The following is a 22,876-nucleotide window of genomic DNA, read 5'->3' as shown; positions in this document are numbered from 1 at the left end:
CGCGCAATGGCACGAACAGAATAATTCAATTCGAGTAAAGTTTGAATGACAGTGCGTTCTTGAGATGATAAACTAGTCATGAGTCGCAGTTCCTTTATGGTTGTTTTAGACAATTACCATTAAAGGCACTGCGGCTTTTTTATTCAAGTGTTCGGTTTAATTTTACAATCTACCATAAGTATACAAGAGAGAAATGACAACATGAAAATTAAAATATCAATATGCCTATCGATATTACTAATAAATATTTTAATTTCACCAATAATGATGGTTGCAGCTGATGAAGTGAATGCAACGAGTTCAATGGCAACATCAGTACGTGATGAGCAAAAGGTCATGGCCTCAGACGAAACAGTGAAAGAAGCGATAAAGGAAGCACAAACAGAATCTTCCGACACAAAGATAGATAAAAGCAACAAAAAGACCACTGAAGTTGAATCTAAAGATCATTCTAAAACAAGTAGCACTAAACGTGACATATCCTTATTAGATATGGCTGGGCAAGTAACAGTGACCAATGCAGCTGAGTTTACGGAAGCATGGAATACCGCAGCTGTGACTAAAATAACAGTAACTGATGATATTGATTTGAAGTATGATGCTGAGTTGAGAACACAAGAAACTGGTACAGCGGCGCCCACAATCTCTAATGCAGAAAAGGCAGTCGATGATTATATGGTGGACGCACTAAAGCCTAGAGCTAATAATATTGAAATTACATCTAACAATAAAACTATCAATCTGAGTTCATCCGTTTTCACTGTTAGACGGGCATCGGGCACAACTAATACAAGGATTGTAACGCGATATTACGGTTTACCAGTATCAACTGGTGTGGCGCCTGATATTAATATTAATCACTTAACGTTTACTTCAGCAAGTGCAGATGACTTTAAAAGTATGTCCGATTTTCGTAATAGTATCTTGTATCGTGGCACAACTAGCGCGTCAGGTGATATTGGTGGCACGTTAACATTATCAGACGTAACAGTGGCGATTGATAATGATCCTGCAACCGACGCAGGTAATACCATGTCTGCCTTTGTAGTACCGGGTATGAACATCGAACTTTATAACCATATTGATATGCAAACCCGAGGTACTCAACTGATGGGCTCAAATATTCATGCTGATGCCTCAGTCCGTTATAGAGGTATTCATGATAATGTACCGGGGGTTATTGGTGTAAATTCGTTTAGTTATTTAGCAAATACATGGGCGTTATACAATAACTACTATTCAGGTAGTAGCTCAGGAACGTACCAAAATTATACTAATACTATTGCTAAAAATATTGATATTGAAAAAGGTGCCAAAGTTTACATGTCACGGTTAAATTTTGGCGCAACAAATAATGCCAGTCTATCATATCAAAATGGTGTGATAGATGGCGCCATTAGTAATCTTAACATTGCTGGCACGTTGATGATGAATGTCAAAGATGATGGATTTGTTTTTCAGTCACGCCGAGGTAGCACCGTTAACATGTTGACAACCAAAATTAACGTTGCCTCTGCTGGTATCTTGGCAATGAACGGGACTAATACGACTGCTTCTGATTATTCTGGTGTTATTCAAGCACCTGCTAATCTCGTTCGAGGAGAATTTAACATTGCCGATGATGCGACTTTCTATTTAAAAAGTGGTCAGGGCTGTCAGACATTCTCTATTCCTGCTGGTGTTAACGAAACCAATGGCGGGATTGTTTTTAACGTTGAATCACCAAAATATATGTTAATTGCAAATCATAAGAGAGAAACTGATGCCGATGTTGCTGGTGCTGATTGGACGGGATATACAACTGGGTATATGCAATTAAACGTCAAGCATTCAGATGTTTCATTTTACAGTTCTGTCACGAATTATAATAATGGCAATCATTTAACTTATAATGCCCCTGCCGGATATAGTAGTTGGAAACGAGTTGGTATTGCAGACATGATGCAAGAAACTCAAGTTGGATCTACAGATAGTAGTTATTATAGTTTAAAAGAAACGCCTGAATCAAAAGTTACTGGTTCGGCAGGTGCTTTATGTAATAACAGATACTATCGTGTTTTTGAAATTCAGTCATACGTATTTAACTGGCTTAAATGGGTGCCGATGTCTGAAGCTGATACAGATGCAAAGTTGGCGCTGATTAGTGACGCCGAAAACCAAGAAGAAGCAGTTAGTGATGCGGATCGGTATATTCGTGGTCAATATGGTATATCAGAAAAACTGATTCCTAATTTTGCATTGCCAAATGCTGAGTGTGATGGAATTGCTGACTTTGAAAGCACAGGTGGTGCTAACAAACAAGTGACATGGGAAAGCAATCAGGTTGGCGTTAAACAAAACACAGTAACGACAAATAGCAATGGTATTTTTGTTTTTGAAAGCAATCGAAGTCAAGACTTCTCAATTCCAGGCGGTGATGCAAATAACCATGTTAAATATCAACAGGGTGATGATACAGTGTCTGTCACAGTGGATGGTGGAACCTATGAAACAAAGGTGGCATCAACACCAACCTACGCACCACAAGTCTATGATTTGCCCGCAGTGAATGTTGTTGGTGGCACAATCACTTTTAAAACATCAATGGCTGCGGATAACATTCTGATTAATGGTGAAGACAATGCTGAACAGTATGTCACGTTAGCAACACTAACAAAAGCTAATAATTCTGCGAATGGTGATGGGAAAGAATGGTCATTTAATATGACTGATTATAATAATGCCCATCAAGATGATCCAATTGAAGTTGGTGAAGGACTGGAGTTTTGGGTTATTGGAAATGATCAAGGTGTTGAAGCAGAATCAACTCGAACGACTTATACTTATCATGATTATTTGGCAGAAGCAGTTGGGTATCGGTTAATTGCCAATCATAGCTGATACAGTTGAAAAAATGACATTTGGTAATCTGAAACGTGGTAAAGATGGCTTATTTAATCGGGCACCGCTTGATTTGAGTCTGGACTACGGTCACTTAATAGTTGCTGATGGCACAATTCAAAAAACAACACCTTGGCAGATGCAAGCGTCATTGGTTGATAAAGGCTCTTTTGGCGATGATGAGTTACAACTTGAGTATGTTAACAGTACAAATGATAGTTCATTTTTGAGTAACGAAGGCGATTCATTATTGGTTGCTACGGCCCCTAACGGAAATAATGGCGATATGGTTGTGGAATTGGATACATCTTGGAACAAAGTAAGTAATGGTCAGGGCTGGTATTTGACGTTAAATAGTTTGAAAAAGTATTCGGTTGCGGATTATATTTATGATGATATAAAAACGCCGATAATGCAATGGACGCTAACAAGTGTACTTGGAGACGACTAAGGGAAAATATAATGTTACAAAAAATATTAACTTTTGCAACGGTTATTAGTCTATCGATTCTTATAAACCAAACAGTTGTTGCAGATTCAATTGAGTATGGGTCTGTAACGAATGGATTAGAGTTCGACGTGTCAAATAATTCGTTGCTAAATAACATTAATACTAATAGTGATTGGGGTACAGTGGGAGAGGTAATAAACCAAGAAAATGAAGGTATTATTATCGAAGATGGTGTGGGTTTTACACATTTCCCAGTCTTGAACTTCGGTGAAATAACGGAGAGCTCACTTGACGATGGACAAGTTGTGCAAAAATCAGACACGAGTTATAAAGTTTGGCCACTTTCTAATGTGCAACAAGTGGGAGATCAATCTGTTATCACACGACCATATTTGCAAATTGTAGATCAACGTTCTGATAAAGATGATCAACCTCTAAGCATTTCTGTACGTATGACGCAACCTTTCCAAGGTATGTATCGTGAGGCTGGGAGTGATAAAATTGATGTTCAACCGAACTTATTGGTGAGGACTGTGCCCTTTTTTGATTACAGCATCTCCGGATTGATTAATACGACGGGTCATTTTACTCAAAATTGGGGTGGCGAAGTAGGCGCTGGATCGGAATGGACTTTTGGACCAGATAGTTTAGAGATGACGGCTGGACCATCAGCAGATAGTTTTGGCACTATGAGCTACGAATATGGATCACTGAAAAATCAAACGAATATTGAAGCAGGTAGCAACGGTAATAGAGCTGGGACAGCTACTTACAACAGTAATGAACGCATTAAAAATGGTATATATCTTGAGTTACCTCGCAATATAGTTTTAAAATCAAAAAGTTATCAAGCAGAGTATACATGGTCAATTGTTAATGGGCCCAACAGTGATAGTTAGCGTAAAATTTGCAATCGTAGGATGGTGGAAAGATTAATAATGCTAAAAAAAATATTAAAAGGGTGTCACGTTATTGTTGTTATTAGTATTTTAATATCGTCTTGTTTGATGATGAATGTATCAGCTAAAGCCGATACGTCACATTCTAGTATCAATTTTGCAGATGGAGCAATTGATATCTCAGTGCCATCTCTTGATTTTGGTGAAATAGATGTAACATCGCTACAAAATAATGATACTACGGCTCAATTTTTTCAAACATCATTAGGTCATATGAAATATTATCAAGGGGATGCAAAGTTAGTAGCGACGGATAAAAGATTTAATTCACGAGACGGTTTTCGTATTACTGCATCAACTGATGGGGATTGGTATCAAGGTGAGGATAAGGTTGCTGATGTTACGAAATTGGTGTTATTTATGAAAGATCCAGGAGATGACGATTTAAACATATTGTATGGTCCTGGCGCTGTTGTTATGGACGTTGACTCGCCTATTCTAGGTGAGAATAGCGAACGTAGTTTTAATTATGATGAGGATTCGACGGATCATGTTAATTTTGGAATTTTTGTCCCTAATAATGCTGATGTGAGTGCGCTTAAAAATAAGACGCTAACAACAACAATTACTTGGACGACAAGTGATATTCCACAAGTTTAGTATAGATAGCATTTTTTTAACAATGATTGATATCAAAAGGTTATTCTGAAAATAGTAAATTAAAGGAGCGGATAGTAGATATATCCGCTCCTTTAATTTACTATTTTATGATAATGACACCAATGGGACATCGTTCATAATCCAAGTTAATTCTGCTTGATAATGCTTATTCATAATAGTGGTTCCCGCGGGAATGTCTAATGAAAAACCACCAACAACATAGTTTCTTTTGCCATTATTTTTCTGACTAAATGTGTTGGTCCAATCACCCGCAGCTGTTGTTTCTTCGCCCATCATCATGCAAACTGCTTGCTGATCGGCAAAAGCTTGATTATTGTAATCCCGTGTATTAGCTGTTGATCCTAATTCGGTACCGCTTAAATTATGATCAGTAGTACTAACTTTTAGTTGTGCATTGGCAAGTGTTTCACCATCAGCTGTTTTAAAGTCACCGGTTTGAATCACGGATGCGCACCAGACATGTGCATTCGAAACAGTATGCACTTGAACGAATGGATTGACGTTCACTTGCTTATTATTCAAGAGCACCTGATCTGCGGAAGGATATAAGGTGTGACTTGTTTTTAATAGAAGACTTTCATTGCTTTTTTTACTTGCTAAACTATCGATGATTGGCGAAAAATTTAGTTCAGAAGCATAAGCGACGTATATACCATCTGATCCAATTGTTGACATAGCAGTGTTGTTAATTGGCTTCACTGGTGTGTCATTGTTAATAATTGTAATTGGTTTATTCCCAGAAAGCCGTACTGTCGCTTTTGAAGTGTGGTGACCATCAGCTAACGCTATGCTTACAGGTGCCATTGCCAGCGCTAGAAAACTCAGGCTACCCAATAAATATTTTTTCATACAAAATTACCCTCAATTCTTCTTTACGTTTAGTGTATCAAATGGGTTAGTTTAAATTGGTAATAACTTTCGAATAGATTGTGACGAGTTGTGAAGAAAGTGTTGTGATCTGCCAATCCTTTTTGTTAATTAGGTGTTGCGTCATTTATTGCGGTTTAAGGACACAAAAAATTCCCATTTTGTCCACAAAATGCGCAAAGTGAGGTCACAAACTATTGGTATAGTAAAACTATAAATTGAAGTTGAGAAGGTAAAAAGTTATGCTAATTAAAAAAATTGGCCTTATTTTAGCGACAGCAACATTTTCTATGACACCATTACTTGGATTAGCGCATGGTGATGAGTCGTCATCGTCATCTGCTGATTCAGGAGCTATGGGGATGCGTGTTAGTGCCGTTTTGCCAGAAAATCAAGTTAATAAGGATCATACTTATTTTGATTTGTTAGTAAAACCCAATGACGAGCAAACGCTTGTTGTCAATCTGACTAACACGACTGACAAATCACAAACAGTGACGACGGCAGCAGCGGCTGCTAAAACTAATATTAACGTTGTGGCTGAATATGGTCCCTCAAAAAATAAATTAGATAAGTCAGCACCGTTTGATTTTGGAAAAGTCGCTGAGTTGCCGAAACAAGTTGAAGTGCCAGCTAATAGTACAAAAAAGTTAGAAATAAAGGTTAAAATTCCTGATAAGCAATGGCAAGGTATTGTGGCGGGTGGTATCACAATTACACAAGCTGCCACTGCAACAGAAAGTAACGCGTCAAAAAAAGCTGGCGTTACGATTCGTAATCGCTACGCTTATGCTATTGGTGTTGTGCTACAAACGGCTGAGAAGACAGATGTCAAAGAAAATCTCAGTCTTGAAAAGGTAGATGCTGGGCAAATCAGTTCACGCAATGCGATTATTTCAGAATTGCATAGCACGACGGAAGCATATTTGAATGGTATTTCAATTACATCCAAAGTAACCCGTAAAAATAGTAAAAAAGTGTTATATGAAGCCAAAAAAAGCAAGATGCAGATAACGCCAAATTCAGTTTTTGCATATCCGCTATCTCTTGACGGACATGCTTTCAAACCCGGCAAATATACGATGAACATGACAGTTAAGTCGAAAAAAAGCACTTGGCATTTGACAAAAGATTTCACAATCACTAATGAGGAAGCTAAGAAGTTGAATGATAAAGATGTCACGCTTGTTCATGATGAGGGCTTTAATTGGTGGTGGCTTGTGTTAGCCGGTGCAGTCATTATAGCAATCATTCTGTTTTGGTGGCAACGTCGAAAGAAGCAGAGCGTCAATAATGATGTTAAGCATTTCTAGGGGTTAATCGGTAGAACTTTATTAAAGTGTCACTTTGTCCCATCATTTTTAAATTTTAAGCGTACAAGGTGGCAAAGTATTCTTGATAAATGCCAAAAAACATCTTACGAATCAATAAAACTTACAAAATCAAAAAATAAGGGGACTGCTATTGCGCTGCTGTGTGCTTAAATGGCATTCCCTTTATCAAGTGCTGGAAACGCAGTTATTGGCAGTCCAATAATAATATATGTTGATTCTGGTAGGTAAATATGTGTAGTTATAAAAGGTAGGTTAGTTATGAAAATAGTCAATAGAATCATTATTGTGATTTTAACGGCACTAATTGCCCAGTCGCCCATTACAATTTCAGCTGATACTATTGTTAGTAGTTATATTCAGTTCCAGAATGGTGAACTGAGCATGTCTGTTGATGATATGGATTTTGGTGTTTTAGATACGAGTAATCTCGAGGATACAGATAACCAGACATTTATGTCAGACCTTGGACATTTCGTGTTATATAAGGGAGATGCTGAGTTAACAGTTACTGACGACAGGCTTGATAGTAATGATGGGTATACAGTGACTGTCAGTACTGAGGACGATAATTGGTATGATGATTCAGAGTCAGTAGTAGCTACAACTGATAGTATGGCTTTAGTACAGCTAATTTCTGATGATGAGATTAACTTAATTTCTAGCGGGACTAGCACGCTCGTGAAAACCGTCGATAATAGTCCCATTGCGCATCAAGAAGTTATTCCACTTGACAATAGCAGTACAGATATTGGGTATGCGATTTTAGTTCCAGCGAGTGTTGATGTGTCTAATTTGTTGGGAAAATCAATTCACACTAGTGTCGTCTGGACACTTGGTGATACGCCTTCTGAATAGTTAATGTTGTCAGTAAGATCGCGTAATGTCATCATCAAAAAAGATAAAACCCTTGTAAGTTTTATAAGTGAATATGTTTGTTATGAAAAATGTTTCACGTGAAACACTATTTCGATTAAAAAGGGCACTTTCTAATTGAAATGTTGTCAGTAGTTTTGTTAAGTTTCTTAGCGTGTTTGATTTAGTGGCTGTTGATTAAAAAGCTGGCCGTCGACTTGTTTTTCGGGTAAAATAGAAGTACTATGGAAAACTTTCAAGAACAACTAAAAAATCGGCGGACTTTTGCGATTATTTCTCACCCCGATGCTGGTAAAACAACCTTAACTGAGCAGCTATTGTTGCATGGTGGCGTGATTCGTGAAGCTGGAACGGTTAAAGGTCGTGGCTCAAATAAGCTGGCCTCGTCTGACTGGATGGCAATTGAACAACAACGTGGTATTTCAGTGACCTCGTCAGTGTTGCAATTTGATTATGAAGGTAAGCGAATTAACATTTTGGACACACCGGGGCACGAGGATTTTTCTGAAGATACCTATCGAACGCTGATGGCGGTTGACTCAGTTGTCATGGTTGTCGATGCAGCCAAGGGAATTGAGCCTCAAACAAAAAAGCTCTTTGAGATTGTGTCGCAACGTGGTATTCCCGTGTTTACTTTCTTCAACAAGATTGACCGAGACGCACGACCAGCGCTTGATTTGGTTGATGAATTAGAGTCTATTTTAGGTATTCAAGCCTATCCAATGAACTGGCCAGTTGGATCAGGACAAATTTTGCAAGGCATTTATGATTTGCAAAAAGATGAATTAGTACCTTTCAAAAATGCCAGTGATCACCCAGAAGTTGTCAGCGAGGCAATGGATGAAATTGAGTTATTACGTGATGCGGGTAACGAATTTGATGCCGATAAAATTGCTCATGGCAAATTGACCCCAGTCTTTTTTGGGTCAGCCTTGGTGAATTTTGGTGTGACACAATTTTTGCGTGAATATTTGACCTATGCGCCGGCGCCTGCTGCTGTGACAACAGTTGACGATCAAGTAATCTCGCCAGACAGTCCACAATTTACTGGTTTTGTCTTCAAAATTCAAGCCAACATGGATCCGCGTCATCGTGATCGCATTGCCTTTGTTCGTATTGTCAGTGGTGAATTTGACCGAGGTATGGATGTCACTTTACAGCGAAATGGCAAGAAATTAAAGCTGTCTAACGTTACACAGTTCATGGCTGAAGAGCGTGAAAATGTACAAACAGCAGTACCCGGAGACATCATTGGTGTCTATGATACCGGAAACTTCCAGATTGGTGACACGATTTATGCTGGCAAAAAGAGTGTGCAGTTCCCTGATTTGCCAACATTTACCCCTGAATTGTTTAACCGTGTGATTGCCAAAGATGTGATGAAGCAAAAGTCTTACCATAAAGGCATTGAACAGTTGGTACAAGAAGGTACAATCCAACTTTACAAGTCTTCGAATGGTGGTGATTACATCATTGGTGCCGTTGGACAATTGCAATTTGAAGTGTTCCAGTTCCGTATGGAAAATGAATACAACGTCGAAATTCAATTTGAACCAATTGGTTCAAAAGTGGCACGTTGGATTAAACCAGAAGAACTTGACGAAAAAATGGGTTCATCTCGTAATTTACTTGTTAAAGACCGTTATGACGCGCCAGTTTTCTTATTTGAAAACAAGTTTGCACTCAATTGGTTCCATGATAAATACCCAGATGTGACACTAGAAGAAAAAATGTAATGTGACCTAAACCACAAAATCAATAACGATTTTGTGGTTTTTGTTTGCCTTTTTGGTGTTAAAATTGTGAATACATACGATAATATATTACATTTTAGGACAACAATGTGTTATTATTACATGTGAAATAGTTAACGAAAGCAAGGGGAGAATATATCATGGCTTTTCATATTGATGAAAATCACTATAATGAAGCATTAAAGTTTTTTATTAGGGAAAAGGGTGTGCCAGTAAAAATCATTTTGGCACACGCTGATATTTCACGTAGTCGTTTCTATGGTTATTTAAATGGGTCGGGTGATCTTGCAATGAGCAGATTACTCTCGATTTTGGAAGTGATTCATGTGTCACTTGACGAGTTTATGTTGTATGCGCGTTCATTAAAACCGGTCAATACCAACATGCAGTCACAACCAGAAGCGCCAATTGTTGATGAAGCAATGGTGGAAAACGCATTACAAATATACAAACAAACCAAGGATGTTGCGGCGATTGGAACAGCTATTACACAAATCAAAGCACATGATTCGGAAGAGGTTGCGGGAAAATTATTTAAAAAATTTTACCAACAGCTCGTAATATTTTGTGCAGACGTCATTATTTCTCGCTGATGGATGCGAATTTGTTATTAGATATCATGGACAATCTACGCTACGAGGATTTGCAAACAATTTTACCGTTTGTACGCAAAACAATTATGCAACAACAAGCTTGTCAACAGGCTGGTTTCAAAATGGAAATCGTACGTCAACAAGCATTACTCACTGTAATCTATCGGTACACATTACGAGCGTTTCACGAAAAAACAAATGATGATACTAAGCGTGATTTTGATCTTGTTGATAGTCTTGAACCAGCTATCAGCGATTGGTATACGAACGTTATTCGTAAATTGATGACCGTGATAAAAACACTCATCGTTGTCGGTAATGAATATGAGGCGCGAGTGGCATACAATAACATTTTGGCAGCCGTTTATGCGATTCAACCACAATCGGCTTGGAATAATTATGAGAAGCTCATGCACAATAACTTCAATGATTTCAAGACATACGCTATGCCATAACCTCATTTAATTCGGGATTCGCATTCAGTTTTGGTCGTGACTTATGTTAAAATGTAGTAACACCACATTGGAGAAAAATAATGGCATATTACACACAACAACTTTTTAATGGCCAAAGAGATCGCATTTTGCGTGTCGTTGACGCTGCGGATGAAACGCAAGCAACAGCAGGCTTTATCCATATTTTTGACGAACGTCGCCCGTTTGATTTTGAATACGCAACGGAATTAAGTAATGGCGAAATGACACAAGAGGAATTTGATGAACAGGGTGGTGCTGGCAACACATTCAGTGCCAATTTTATGCCTATTGCTCAAAATGAGGATGAAGAGATACCTGCAGAAGTGTTTGAAGAATGGGCTGGTCTAGTTGGACGAGAGTACGCCTTAATTCCTAACTTGCACATCAATATGTACCAACAATCACTCAAGGCAGAAATTGAAGATATTGATAAAGATACTTTTGAAGAACGTTTGATGGAGTTAATCACACGTGTGTTGGGCTCATCTGTTGTGGGCTTTGAAGAAAAGTCATTGACACTTTATCCCAGCTTCTTAATCCAAGAGCAACCTGAACAGGCTGAACCACAAGGCCCTTCAACGCAAATCATTTTACCAGAATAAGACGCTGCCTAGAGGTGGCGTTTTTTTACGAACAATTAGCTAACTTTAATACCAACGTTCGGTTCATTTGGTGTTACAATGTTCGTTGTCGATAAGACAAAATAAAATCGGGGTAGATTGATGCGCGTTAAGTGCAGCGGAAACGGAATGTGGGTCGCTGACGAAACACGCTTGTGTGCGGTGCATCAATCACATTCACCAATATAATCATATAGGTGAACACTCCACTCGGAGGTTCTTTATTATGGAAAGTACATCGCGTACATGGGCGCTGTCAAAATTAGACACACGCCAATTTGTTGTTTTGGCATCTTTAATGGCCATTGACATGGCGTTAAACAAATTCACTGTTGGGACGAACGTGCTACAAGTCAGCTTTTCGTTCGTGGCAATGTCTTTGATTGCCAAGTGGTATGGTCCGCTGTGGTCGATGTTGATTGCTGCCGTATTAGACGTGGTTAATATCACGATTGTTAATCCCGGTGTCTTCTTCATTGGGTTTACGTTGACGGCGGTTGTTTCAACATTAATTTATGCGCTAGCTTATTATCGTCAAGATCACACAAGTCTATGGCGAATTATTGTTGCCGTTGGATTGGTGTTGCTCATCACTAACATTGTGATGAACACAGCTTGGCTGGTAATCATGTATCATACAGCGCATGATTGGCCATCATTGGTGGCGTTCGCAATACCAAGAATTATCAAAAACTTAATTATGTACCCAATCCAAGTTGCTATCACCTATTTCTTTCTAAATAATCCGGTGGTACGCCGCACAACAAAAATAATTTTTAGTTAAACAGCTTCGGCTGTTTTTTTGAAAGCAGGTTATTATGACAAACGAATTTCCTCAAGTATTAACAATTGCCGGTTCTGATTCTGATGGCTCAGCTGGTATGCAAGCTGATTTACACACCTTTTTTATTCGTAAGACGTATGGCATGAGTGTTCTAGTGGCAGCTGTTGCGGGTAATTCTTACGGTATCCACGCAGCGGAAACATTACCATTGGCGTTTATTGACCAACAGTTTGAGGCTTTGGCTGATGATTTTAAAATCAAAGCTAGTAAGACGGGAATGCTGTCTGATGCAGCTTTAATTGGTACGGTAGTTAAGGCATATCAGACTTACGATTTTGGGCCATTGGTCGTTGATCCCGTTATTACTACGAAACATGGGACACAATTATTAGAAAATGAAGCGTTCAAAGCTTTGAAACAACAGCTGCTACCATTGGCAACTGTTGCCACGCCTAATTTTTTTGAGGCACAATTGTTAACAGGACGAACAATTCAAAGCGAAACAGACCAAGCAGCGGCAGCACGGGACATTCAGGCACTAGGTGTTCAGAATGTCATTGTGAAAGGTTGGCATCATCAAGATGACCAACAAGAAGTTGCAGACTACGTGTTACTAGCTGATGGATCAGATTTTTGGCTGCGCCATCCTTATTTTGATACGACACATATCAACGGTACGGGCGATACGTTAAGTGCCACCATTGCAGCTGAAATTGCCAAAGGACAGTCAGTCGCTAATGCCATTCGTATCGCGCACGATGTGACAACGGCAGCTATTGCTAGCGAAATAGCGGTTGGCCATCAATTTGGTCCAATTAATCATTGGGCAGCTCAAAATATTGATTAAAAAAAGTGTGAGTTGATAAATTTCAACTCACACTTTTTTAGGCTTGGCCTGTGATATCACCATGGACAAGCCGTTTAAAAATATGTCGGTCGGCCCAAGCGATGTTACGACCTTGGAAAAGAAAAGATACAACTGTGCCTAGTCCTAAGGCCACAAGCTGGTGACTGAAAGGGAAACAGACTGCTGAAATACCAATGGCAACAGCAAAGTTACTCATTTGCGCTTTACTAGCATTGCCGTGAAAATAATCAAACCGTAAAATGTTGGTCAAGTCATCAAGGGGATGTAGAATCCAATTGACACGCTGATAAATGGAGATAGCAACACCAATCGTCCACACCGCAAAAATATCGATTGGAAGTAACCACCACCAAGCAAGATGTCGAATGCCTAAGGAGACAAAGAGATTAGCAAAGACGCCAACCAACAAACTAAACGACATGCCAAACACAATATTGCCAATTAAACGGGGCCAATTAAAGTGCATGGCGAGCCACATGTTCAAGAAAGCGACACTCGTAGCAAAAAAAGCAAGGAATAAACTGATCGGCGCACCAGTTAGATTGGATAAATTGGCAGCACCAGCCGTCCAAGGAGCTGATCCCATTGCAGTTGCCACACTCAAACCATTTCCAAAAGAATTGATAATTAAAGATACAACGAAAAAACTAATTTTTTGTTTGTACCCTAACTGGTAAAATTGTCCGTCAATATAATACATGTCGTCTCATCCTCAAGCTAATATATTATCTTATTATAGCATTGTCGTCGTAAAGTGCTTGGTACATTTAGATTGAGAGTTCACGATTTCATAACATTTAGGGCGCAATGTTTACACTTTCTTCAAAGAATGGTTATATAATAAGCCGTAGGCGTAATATTAAAAAATATGCCGATACTGTGATTAAGTACACAATATTATTTCCGTGTTTGTAAGCGCTTGCAAATGTACATTTATCAGGCGTTTAACAAATAAAAATTAAAAGTGTTGCTTTTTCTTGACACTTATTATATACTTAGATTGTTAAGAAATGAGCAAACAAAAAGGAGCACAAATTATGGCAGAAGCAACTGCAAAGAAGCCCGCTAAAAAGGTTTTGACACCTGAAGAAAAAGCTGAATTGACAGCTCAAGCTGAAAAAATGACGGCCGAATTGGTCGAAAAGTCACAAAAAGCTTTGGCAGAATTTTCAACATTTTCACAGGAACAGGTTGACAAAATTGTTGCCGCAATGGCATTAGCTGGTTCTGAAAATTCACTATTGTTGGCCCATGAAGCCCACGATGAAACTGGTCGAGGTGTTGTTGAAGATAAAGATACCAAGAACCGTTTTGCCTCTGAATCCGTTTATAACGCGATTAAGTTTGACAAGACAGTTGGCGTTATCAATGAAGATAAAATCCAAGGAAAGGTTGAATTAGCAGCACCACTTGGTGTATTAGCTGGTATCGTACCAACAACTAATCCAACGTCAACAACGATTTTTAAGTCAATGTTGACAGCTAAGACGCGTAATACGATTATCTTCGCATTCCACCCACAAGCACAAAAGTCATCAGTTCACGCTGCACAAATCGTTTATGAAGCAGCTGTGAAAGCTGGTGCACCCAAGAACTTTATCCAATGGATTGAAAAGCCTTCAATCTACGCTACAACTGCTTTAATTCAAAATCATGGCATCGCTTCAATCTTGGCCACTGGTGGTCCATCAATGGTTAACGCCGCTTTGAAGTCAGGAAACCCATCAATGGGTGTTGGTGCTGGTAATGGTGCTATCTACTTGGATGCAACCGTAGATACTGACCGCGCTGTGTCAGACTTACTTTTGTCAAAGCGTTTTGATAATGGTATGATCTGTGCCACTGAAAACTCAGCGGTTATCCAAGCGCCAATTTACGACGAAGTTTTGGCTAAATTACAAGAACAAGGTGCTTACCTTGTGCCTAAGAAAGACTACAAGAAGATTGCTGATTACGTCTTCAAGCCAAACGCCGAAGGTTTCGGTGTAGCCGGACCAGTTGCTGGTATGTCAGGTCGTTGGATTGCTGAACAAGCTGGTGTTAAGATTCCTGAAGGCAAAGATGTTTTGCTGTTCGAGTTGGATCAAAAGAACATTGGTGAAGCTTTGTCATCAGAAAAGTTGTCACCATTATTGTCAATTTATAAAGTTGAAAAGCGTGAAGAAGCCATTGAAACAGTTCAATCATTGTTGAACTATCAAGGTGCTGGTCACAACGCCGCTATCCAAATTGGTTCACAAGATGACCCATTCATCAAAGAATATGCTGATGCAATCGGTGCATCACGTATCTTAGTTAACCAACCAGATTCAATTGGTGGTGTTGGTGATATCTATACAGATGCTATGCGTCCATCATTGACGCTTGGTACCGGATCATGGGGGAAGAATTCATTGTCTCACAACTTGTCAACATACGACTTGCTTAACATCAAAACTGTTGCACGTCGTCGTAACCGTCCACAGTGGATCCGTTTGCCTAAGGAAGTTTATTATGAAGCAAACGCGATTACTTACTTGCAAGAATTACCATCAGTTAAGCGCGCCTTCATCGTGGCTGACCCTGGTATGGTGCAATTCGGCTTCGTTGGTAAGGTTTTGAGCCAACTTGAATTGCGTCAAGAACAAGTCGAAACAAACATCTACGGTTCAGTTAAGCCTGATCCAACTTTGTCACAAGCAGTTGAAATTGCACGTCAAATGGCTGATTTTAAGCCTGACACAGTGATTTTGCTTGGTGGTGGTTCAGCATTGGATGCTGGTAAGATTGGTCGTTTCTTGTACGAATATTCAACACGTCATGAAGGTATCTTGGAAGATAATGATGCTATCAAAGACTTGTTTACAGAACTACAACAAAAGTTCATGGATATCCGTAAGCGTATTGTTAAGTTCTACCATGCACGTTTGACGCAAATGGTTGCAATTCCAACCACATCAGGTACTGGTTCAGAAGTGACACCATTCGCGGTTATCACTGATGATGAAACACACGTTAAGTACCCATTGGCCGACTATGAATTAACACCTGAAGTTGCCATTGTTGATCCAGAATTCGTGATGACTGTACCAAAGCGCACAGTTGCATTCTCTGGTTTGGATGCTTTGTCACACGCCTTGGAATCATACGTTTCAGTAATGGCCTCAGAATTTACACGTCCTTGGGCTTTGCAAGCTATTAAGTTGATTTTTGATAACTTGGCTGATTCTTATCACTATGATCCAAAGAACCCAACTAAAGAAGGTCAAAACGCACGTACAAAGATGCACTATGCCTCAACTTTGGCAGGTATGTCATTTGCTAACGCCTTCTTGGGTATCAACCACGCCTTGGCCCACAAGACTGGTGGTGAATTCGAATTGCCACACGGTTTGGCCATTGCGATTGCAATGCCACATGTGATTAAGTTTAATGCCGTAACTGGTAACGTAAAGCGTACACCTTATCCACGCTACGAAACTTATACAGCACAAAAGGACTATGCTGACATCGCGCGTTTCCTTGGTTTGAAGGGTAACACAGATGTTGAATTGGTTGATTCATTGATTGCAGCTGTTAAGGATTTGGCTGCGTCAGTTGAAGTTAACCAAACATTGTCAGGCAACGGCGTTGACAAGAAGCACTTTGACGATTCTTTGGATAGCTTGATTGATTTGGTTTACAATGACCAAACAACACCAGGTAACCCACGCCAACCTAGTTTGGCAGAAATTAAGCAATTGTTGAAAGATCAATTTTAATTAATGTTCATGAAAAACACACACAACATGAGTTGTGTGTGTTTTATTGTGTCATCACATAAATCAATAATGCAATTATCACGATGATAACCAAAATTATAGTGCCCTTAATTGATAGTAAGCTCAATCCACGCTCTGCGTGGTTGGTGACATCGTTTAAAGTATCATCTAAATCATTGCGACCAAAACTGTCTTTTTTCATGTCGTTCTCCAAAGGGTAAGTTGACGGGATATATTTATCTGATTGCTAGATATTGTAATGCAAATTAATGAGGAATACCAGTTGTAATAAAAAACAAAGGATAATTTTATCCTTTGTGTGTCAAACTTAGCATTAAATATTTTCAAGATGACCTTTTTTATCTTTAGCGATTAAGTAGTAAACGGTTGCGGCAATTGACCATGCCCAAACGATATGTCCCCAGAATTCTGAGAAATGTTCATCGAATGGTTGATGCCATGGTGCAGGGACAGTTCCAAAGGCGGGCATCAAGATGACGTGCCACACAATCCAAAGAACGATACCATAAGCGGCACCTTGCCACAAGCCAATTTTTGACCAGTATTGTGATACAAAAACGTACAAGACTGAAAAGGCGATAGCAAATGAAAAGTGCAAAATTAAGGTGAACCAGAAAACTTTTTGATCTTGTGAATAGTAGAAGTAAGATTCAACTAATTTTTTTGGGATACCTAATTGCATGGCCATGTGTTGTGGCGGATTAATCAGGTTACGGGCAATTGTACGAGGTGGAAAAATATTTTCCCAACCAATTTTGACCATGCCGGAAATCATACCGGCGATGAAACCGTACCAGACACTTTTGATAATGATTTCTTTGAGACTAGCCTTTGGCTTATTTAAAACAAACATCAACACTCTCCTTAAAATGTGAATAAAATAACAAACAAATACTAATTGTAAACGTTTATCAATTAGTTGTCAAGACAAGAAGTTGCAGTAGCTATTATCATCAAAAAAATAGGACAAAAAACCGCGACACCATTTTGATACAAACAAAAAGCCACCCAATTAATTAGTAAAATTTGATAGCTTTAAAATGAGTATTATTGTCTTCCGATTTAAGTCTCGGAGCTCTTACACTAACAAATAGATAGTTATTATGAGAAATAGTGAACATGAAATCACATATTACCACAGGTTAAAATTAGGCTTCATCATACCAAGAATAGTGGAACATTTCACCGGCTGGCTTATCCACGCGTTCATAAGTATGAGCGCCGAAGTAATCCCGTTGTGCTTGAATCAAGTTTGCTGGCAAAACAGCTGATCGGTAGGAATCGTAATAGGCGACTGCGGCAGACAACGATGGTGTTGGCACACCGGCTGACACAGCCAGTGCAACAACACGGCGGGCTGCACCTTGATACTTTTCAGCAATGTCTTTAAAGTAGCTATCCAAAAGCAAATTATGCAAATCACTTTTAGTTGTGTAGGCGTCAGTGATTCGTTGTAGGAATTGTGCTCGGATAATCGCACCAGCACGCCACAATTGCGCAAGTTCACCAAATGGTAGATTCCAATCATAATGATCTGAAGCCATCCGTAATTGGTCAAATCCTTGGGCGTAAGACATGATTTTACCAAAGTAGAGTGCCTGACGAACATCTTCTGCGACGCTGTCTTTGTCACCATCAAAGGTAAAATCAGGACCGTTTAGCAAATCGGCAGCTACGAGACGATCTGCTTTTAGCGCTGAAATATAGCGTGCGTAAACAGATTCAGTAATCAATGACTGTGGTGCACCAACTTCAAGTGCTGATTGTGATGACCATTTACCAGTGCCTTTGTTACCGGCGCGATCGAGAATAACGTCTACTATTGGCTTGTCAGAGCCCAAATCATCTTTGCGAGTTAGAATATCGGCTGTGATTTCGATTAAGTATGAGTTCAATTCACCACTATTCCAATCAGCAAAAGTCTTGGCCAAATCATTGGCATTCAAATCGAGTACACGCTTTAGAATATCGTATGATTCGGCGATTAATTCCATATCACCATACTCGATACCATTATGCACCATTTTGACGTAGTGACCGGCACCATTTGGACCGACATAAGTAACGGTTGGCCGACCATCTTCTGGTGCTTTTGCGGCAATTTCTTCTAAAATAGGTGCCACTGAATCATAAGCTTCGCGTTGACCACCGGGCATTAGCGATGGTCCTTCGAGTGCGCCTAATTCACCACCAGAAACACCCATGCCAATAAAGTTGATGCCTGATTGTGAGAGCTTTTCTGAACGACGAATTGTATCTTGGAAGAATGTGTTACCACCATCAATGAGCAAATCACCTTTTGATAGATGTGGCAGCAACTCGTCAATCACATCATCAGTGCCTTTACCAGCTTTAACCATTAGTAAAATACGGCGTGGGGCTTTGATAGATTGTACAAAATCTGGGATTGAATAACTAGGAATAAATGATTTATCAGCGTGCTTTTGAACCAAATCGTCTGTTCGCGCGCGAGACCGATTAAACACTGAAACGGTGTAACCACGTGACTCAATGTTGAGTGCCAAGTTGCGACCCATTACTGCTAAGCCAACAACGCCAAAATCTGACTGTGTCATACTATTTACCTGCTTTCCAATAATCGTATTTATACGTGATATGAACTGCGATTTTTATTTTGAATTGTATTTAACTTACTATCCCAAAATCTATTAGTCAGTGTCTCATACAACGGTATAAAAGAGTGCCTACTTTCCAAAATAAAATAATAGATTTGTTACTTTTATGGTAACACGCACATGGCTTTTGTCACTTGATATGTTTGTGAAAATTGTGAGTTTTTTGTGTTCAAATTGGCTTTTGAAAAGATGTTGTTTTAACCATTAGCGCGACAATAAAAAAAGCCTGATGACTCAGACTTCTTGGTAAACGAGTTCAATTTTTAATCGATCTGGATCTTCGAAATAAAGAGCTTGGTAATCTTGCCCGCCAGCGTATGGATATTGTTGCGGGTACAATTCTTTCAGATTAAGCTCATGAATCCAGTTACGCCAGTAGTCAAGTTCCTGACGTGAGGCGACATGGAAAGCGAGATGGTTTAGACCATTGTGCTTGCGATGGAAACTTGGTGATAAATAGTTGTCTTCGGTTTGGACAAATACTAAGTAGGTGTCACCTAATTTCATTGAAAAGCCAGCCGACCATTCTTGATAAAGGTCATAGTCGAGTGCTGTTAAAAAAGGTAGCCAAAATTGACGTGATTTCTCCAAATTAGCAACATTGATTTCAATATGGTGTATCACACCGCGCATAGTTAACCTCGTTTTGTTAATTTAACGACACCTTCCCAACGGGCAGTCTGTGGGAACATATCAATACTTTGAATATAATCAACCTGATAGACTTGTGCGAGATCAACTAAATCACGTGCTAATGTGGAAGCATTACATGAAATATAAACAAATTTCTCGGGTTTTGTGCGTAGAATTTCGCGCCGTAAAGCAGTGTCTAAACCAGTACGTGGGGGATCAACAATCAAGGCGTCGGCCACCCAGCCTTGCGCTTGCCACTTTGGAAATAAGGCTTCGGCTGTGCCAACTTCATAATGTGCATTTGTGATATTATTGCGTGCAGCGTTGTCATTGGCATCATCAACAGCCTCTGGTACAATTTCCATGCCACGGACTTCGCCAGCTTTGTCTGCTAATGTAAGACCAATCGTTCCAACACCAGCGTAGGCATCAACGAGTTTATCTGCATGGGTCAAATTTAGCGCGGTTAATGCTTCTTCATACGCCACAGTCATTTGCGTGTGGTTGAGTTGCATAAACGCCCGAGGCGATAATTGGAAGGTCTTGCCGAGAATGGTCTCTTCAATCGTGTCACGGCCCCATAATTTGAGCGTTTCCTCACCCCACACCAAACTCGTACGACCGGGATTGTAATTTTGGAAGATACCCACGACTTCAGGTAATGCTTGATTGATAGCAGCAATTAAAGCCGTATCTCCCGGGAAACCATCAGTATGCGTGACAAAAGTCAATTGCACGTCACCTGTTGTGTGTGAAACACGGGCGATAATTGTTTTCACAGTTCCGCGATTTTTATCTTCATTATAAATGGAGACAGACAGTTTATCGAGCAGTTCTGCGACCTTGCGGATAACTTTCATGGTGGCTGGGTCTTGCGTGTGTACAACGGGCAAATCGACAAGTTCATGACTGCCGCGTTTGTACATGCCAACACTTAATTTATCGCCAATTTTGCGAACGGGGAATTGCGCTTTATTACGGTAATCGTATGGGTTGTCCATGCCGATTGTGTCGCGTAATTCATAGTGTGTCCAGCCACGGGGTTGGAATTTTTCGAGTGCTTGGGCAATGACGTCTTTTTTGAAGGCGAGTTGCGCCGGATAGGTCATGTGTTCAAGTTCAAAGCCACCCACAGTATCAGCGTACTCATCGAGTGGTTTGACACGTTGTGGTGATTTCTCACGAATTTTGAGCACTTTGGCGGCGATGTATTTTGGTTCGACTTCCGTGACTTTCACCACAGCGACTTCGTCTGGTAAAGCGCCGGGGACAAAGACAATCTTGCGTTTGAAATAGCCAATACCCTCACCATTAATACCCAATCGTTTGATTGTTAATGGGAAATTTTGACCAACGCGAACATTGACCCCGTCTTGTGCGCCATGATTGGGTCGGCGGTTGCCTTTAAAAGACTGCTTATAAGTCGTCTTTTTTGGTGTATTGTTGTGACCGTTTTGGTAGGGCCGTTTTTTTTCTGTTGTCATGTTTTACTTTCTGCATTGCAATGCCAAATAGCGGTTCGTTACGTCCTTAATCATACCATGTTTGGATAAAGGAAAGGCACCTCAAGAAATTTTGACGACAAATGTTTGGTAGGCATGATAATACAGCCGGTAGATATTTTGTAATAGTAATAAAATCCAACTTAATGTCAGCCCAAAAGCAATGATTTCAAAAGCTGTCAGAGACAAATAACCAATGACTTCAAATAGCAGCATCGTGACGACCAAAACACCACCAATGACGTATGAAGTGACCATAAATTCACGCGGTGCATTTGGTAATAACCACCGATTGCCAGCCATCAAAATTAAAATAAAATAGACTAAGCCGTTGGCGATTTGATCATGAATAAAATGCAGTTGTCCGGCGTTATTTGGAAAGGCACCAATACCTGCTAGTGAGATGGCCGATAATGTTAGCAAAACGCGTAAGACAATCAGTCGGTGATTGCCACGCATGACTTGTTGCAGTGGTACAAACAAATAATCGACTAAGGCAATCCAAATTAAGCCAGCCAAAATCAAAGTTGCGTTAAATTGCCAAGCGTCAAGAGCGCCGTCTGTTCCTAAAAAGCTCAAGTTATATTGCCACCATAGCCGTGAACTGTTGGTTACCATCGCAATTAAGACGCCGCCAATCATAGTCATCACAAAAATGGCAGTAATAAATAAAGTCGAAATTGATAAAGCGGCGTAAATCATCAAAAAATTAATAATCGCATCAAATAAAACAAATAACACCACCGAGGTGAATAAATCAAAGGTCACATTTTGAAATAAGTAATTAATTGCCCAAAAGAAACCAGAGGTTATAAAGGCTAAAATAATCGCAAAAGCAATCAATAAAGCAGGGAAAACACGCCAGCTCGTTTTGCGCTTGAGTGAATTAGGTTGACGACGAACTTCTTGAACATAAGTTACCAAAAAACTAAGCATACCACTCATTTCGCCTAACAGAATGACAGCGCTGGCAATTGAATTGTCGCCGCCTAATGGTAATTGAAAGTGTCTTTGATACAGTGCATAACCAATGAATAACAATGCCGCCAACACTGATGGGACTAGGAAATGTCGCAGTGATAATGTTTGAATTTCATTTTGACCGTCTATTGGGTGTAGCGTGAGCGATCCGTTCCGTAAAGTTAAATGAAATGATTGTTCAGGCTGTAAGTGCAATTCAGTGACAACTTCTTCAGGTAAGTTGATATGGTAGGGTGTTTTAGACATGATATTCTCCAATAACATCTAGTTTATCATGACATCA

General features: G+C 39.7%; 22 protein-coding genes and 1 riboswitch. Of the genes, 13 read left to right on the top strand and 9 right to left on the bottom strand.

The window, feature by feature from the left end; translation table 11 throughout:
* The coding region (locus BMG01_RS10930) for a helix-turn-helix domain-containing protein (RefSeq protein WP_143471347.1) at positions 1-80 on the bottom strand (80 nt) is incomplete at its 3' end.
* A 121-nt stretch (positions 81-201) separates the two neighbouring features.
* On the opposite strand from BMG01_RS10930, the gene BMG01_RS05370 reads away from it, so the two are divergent.
* From BMG01_RS05370 to BMG01_RS05355, 4 genes are read left to right on the top strand one after another with little or no spacing between them, the layout of a single operon-like run.
* Positions 202-2,880, top strand: coding sequence for a pectate lyase-like adhesive domain-containing protein (locus BMG01_RS05370; protein WP_143471346.1), 2,679 nt, complete (start codon positions 202-204; stop codon positions 2,878-2,880).
* Positions 2,864-3,331: a hypothetical protein gene (locus tag BMG01_RS05365; protein WP_036068150.1), complete on the top strand. Its 468-nt coding sequence runs from the start codon at positions 2,864-2,866 to the stop codon at positions 3,329-3,331. The genes BMG01_RS05370 and BMG01_RS05365 overlap by 17 nt, the downstream gene beginning before the upstream one ends.
* Positions 3,332-3,342: 11 nt before the next feature.
* Positions 3,343-4,230 (top strand): hypothetical protein, encoded by an 888-nt coding sequence (locus tag BMG01_RS05360; protein WP_004910924.1) that lies wholly within the window; start codon positions 3,343-3,345, stop codon positions 4,228-4,230.
* 39 nt (positions 4,231-4,269) lie between these two features.
* Entirely contained in the window at positions 4,270-4,890 is a 621-nt protein-coding gene (locus tag BMG01_RS05355) for a hypothetical protein (RefSeq protein WP_036066433.1), read from the top strand.
* Positions 4,891-4,995: 105 nt separating this feature from the next.
* Here BMG01_RS05355 and BMG01_RS05350 read toward each other — a convergent pair whose 3' ends face one another.
* Positions 4,996-5,760, bottom strand: coding sequence for a WxL domain-containing protein (locus tag BMG01_RS05350; RefSeq protein WP_004910926.1), 765 nt, complete (start codon positions 5,758-5,760; stop codon positions 4,996-4,998).
* Positions 5,761-6,020: 260 nt separating this feature from the next.
* Between BMG01_RS05350 and BMG01_RS05345 the strand changes: the two genes are divergently transcribed.
* The 8 genes from BMG01_RS05345 (at position 6,021) to thiD (ending at position 13,059) form a co-directional block, all read left to right on the top strand.
* Complete coding sequence (locus tag BMG01_RS05345; RefSeq protein WP_036068148.1) at positions 6,021-7,091, top strand: DUF916 and DUF3324 domain-containing protein; 1,071 nt, start codon at positions 6,021-6,023, stop codon at positions 7,089-7,091.
* Positions 7,092-7,370: 279 nt separating this feature from the next.
* Positions 7,371-7,967 carry a hypothetical protein gene (locus tag BMG01_RS05340; RefSeq protein WP_036068147.1) on the top strand — a complete coding sequence of 199 codons (597 nt, stop codon included), beginning with the start codon at positions 7,371-7,373 and terminating at the stop codon, positions 7,965-7,967.
* A 242-nt stretch (positions 7,968-8,209) separates the two neighbouring features.
* On the top strand, positions 8,210-9,721 hold the full coding sequence (locus tag BMG01_RS05335) for a peptide chain release factor 3 (RefSeq protein ID WP_004910937.1): 1,512 nt from the start codon (positions 8,210-8,212) through the stop codon (positions 9,719-9,721).
* 158 nt (positions 9,722-9,879) lie between these two features.
* A complete protein-coding gene (locus BMG01_RS05330) occupies positions 9,880-10,332 on the top strand; it encodes an XRE family transcriptional regulator (protein WP_004910939.1) in 453 nt (150 codons plus the stop codon).
* Between the two features lie 11 nt (positions 10,333-10,343).
* The gene (locus tag BMG01_RS05325; RefSeq protein WP_143471343.1) at positions 10,344-10,787 is read left to right on the top strand and encodes a hypothetical protein; all 444 of its coding nucleotides are present in this window, start codon (positions 10,344-10,346) and stop codon (positions 10,785-10,787) included.
* Positions 10,788-10,867: 80 nt separating this feature from the next.
* Complete coding sequence (locus BMG01_RS05320; RefSeq protein ID WP_004910942.1) at positions 10,868-11,410, top strand: hypothetical protein; 543 nt, start codon at positions 10,868-10,870, stop codon at positions 11,408-11,410.
* 106 nt (positions 11,411-11,516) lie between these two features.
* Positions 11,517-11,613, top strand: a riboswitch (THF riboswitch).
* A gap of 41 nt (positions 11,614-11,654) precedes the next feature.
* Positions 11,655-12,212 carry a folate family ECF transporter S component gene (locus tag BMG01_RS05315; protein ID WP_004910944.1) on the top strand — a complete coding sequence of 186 codons (558 nt, stop codon included), beginning with the start codon at positions 11,655-11,657 and terminating at the stop codon, positions 12,210-12,212.
* A 34-nt stretch (positions 12,213-12,246) separates the two neighbouring features.
* The gene (gene thiD, locus BMG01_RS05310) at positions 12,247-13,059 is read left to right on the top strand and encodes a bifunctional hydroxymethylpyrimidine kinase/phosphomethylpyrimidine kinase (protein ID WP_004910946.1); all 813 of its coding nucleotides are present in this window, start codon (positions 12,247-12,249) and stop codon (positions 13,057-13,059) included.
* 37 nt (positions 13,060-13,096) lie between these two features.
* Here thiD and BMG01_RS05305 read toward each other — a convergent pair whose 3' ends face one another.
* On the bottom strand, positions 13,097-13,780 hold the full coding sequence (locus BMG01_RS05305; protein WP_004910948.1) for a hypothetical protein: 684 nt from the start codon (positions 13,778-13,780) through the stop codon (positions 13,097-13,099).
* 337 nt (positions 13,781-14,117) lie between these two features.
* On the opposite strand from BMG01_RS05305, the gene adhE reads away from it, so the two are divergent.
* Positions 14,118-16,820 carry a bifunctional acetaldehyde-CoA/alcohol dehydrogenase gene (adhE, locus tag BMG01_RS05300; protein ID WP_004910950.1) on the top strand — a complete coding sequence of 901 codons (2,703 nt, stop codon included), beginning with the start codon at positions 14,118-14,120 and terminating at the stop codon, positions 16,818-16,820.
* A 43-nt stretch (positions 16,821-16,863) separates the two neighbouring features.
* On the opposite strand, the gene BMG01_RS11320 is transcribed toward adhE, so the two are convergent.
* The 6 genes from BMG01_RS11320 to BMG01_RS05275 all read right to left on the bottom strand — a co-directional run bounded on the left by BMG01_RS11320 (position 16,864) and on the right by BMG01_RS05275 (position 22,839).
* Complete coding sequence (locus BMG01_RS11320) at positions 16,864-17,022, bottom strand: hypothetical protein (RefSeq protein ID WP_004910952.1); 159 nt, start codon at positions 17,020-17,022, stop codon at positions 16,864-16,866.
* 132 nt (positions 17,023-17,154) lie between these two features.
* Positions 17,155-17,694, bottom strand: a complete 540-nt coding sequence (locus BMG01_RS05295) for a DUF1440 domain-containing protein (RefSeq protein WP_004910954.1) — start codon at positions 17,692-17,694, stop codon at positions 17,155-17,157.
* Positions 17,695-17,989: 295 nt separating this feature from the next.
* On the bottom strand, positions 17,990-19,417 hold the full coding sequence (gene gndA / locus BMG01_RS05290) for an NADP-dependent phosphogluconate dehydrogenase (RefSeq protein WP_004910957.1): 1,428 nt from the start codon (positions 19,415-19,417) through the stop codon (positions 17,990-17,992).
* Positions 19,418-19,711: 294 nt separating this feature from the next.
* Entirely contained in the window at positions 19,712-20,110 is a 399-nt protein-coding gene (locus tag BMG01_RS05285) for a VOC family protein (RefSeq protein WP_004910959.1), read from the bottom strand.
* Positions 20,111-20,112: 2 nt separating this feature from the next.
* Positions 20,113-21,594 carry a 23S rRNA (uracil(1939)-C(5))-methyltransferase RlmD gene (gene rlmD, locus BMG01_RS05280; protein ID WP_004910961.1) on the bottom strand — a complete coding sequence of 494 codons (1,482 nt, stop codon included), beginning with the start codon at positions 21,592-21,594 and terminating at the stop codon, positions 20,113-20,115.
* 81 nt (positions 21,595-21,675) lie between these two features.
* The gene (locus BMG01_RS05275; protein ID WP_004910962.1) at positions 21,676-22,839 is read right to left on the bottom strand and encodes a DUF998 domain-containing protein; all 1,164 of its coding nucleotides are present in this window, start codon (positions 22,837-22,839) and stop codon (positions 21,676-21,678) included.
* Positions 22,840-22,876: the final 37 nt, after the last annotated feature.

Origin of the sequence: Leuconostoc sp. BM2 (genome assembly GCF_002095565.1) — a bacterium.
In the GTDB taxonomy this organism is placed as follows: domain Bacteria; phylum Bacillota; class Bacilli; order Lactobacillales; family Lactobacillaceae; genus Leuconostoc; species Leuconostoc falkenbergense.
This window is presented reverse-complemented; position numbering and strand designations above follow the sequence as displayed.